The following is a 410-nucleotide window of genomic DNA, read 5'->3' as shown; positions in this document are numbered from 1 at the left end:
TTTGGCTACCAGAACCACATCTCGATCGACCGCGAGCATGGCCTGATCCGCAAATGGCTGGCAACAGATGCGGCCGCCTACGAGGGAGCCAGGCTGCGCGAGGGTCTGCTCGACAAAACCAACACCGCCAAGAGCGTGTCGGCCGACACCGCCTACAGGTCGAACGCCAACGAGGCCTTCATGGACAAACAGGGCTTCATCAGCCGGGTCCATCGCAAGAAGCCGAAGGGCAAGCCGATGCCCGAAACCACCCGCCGCGCCAACAACCTCAAGTCAAAGGTGCGTTCGCGTGTCGAGCATGTCTTCGCCGAGCAGAAGAGCCGCATGGGGCTGTTCATCAGGACCATCGGCATCGAACGGGCCACGACGAAGATCGGCATGGCCAACATCCTCTACAACATGAAACGACT

1 protein-coding gene is annotated in these 410 nt (G+C 60.5%); it reads left to right on the top strand.

What is annotated here, in order from left to right; translation table 11 throughout:
• Positions 1–410: transposase (locus tag ACWGTI_RS32770; RefSeq protein WP_454590693.1), on the top strand; the 410-nt coding region annotated here is incomplete at both ends.

It is taken from the genome of Mesorhizobium sp. ArgA1, from assembly GCF_053714375.1.
This window is presented reverse-complemented; position numbering and strand designations above follow the sequence as displayed.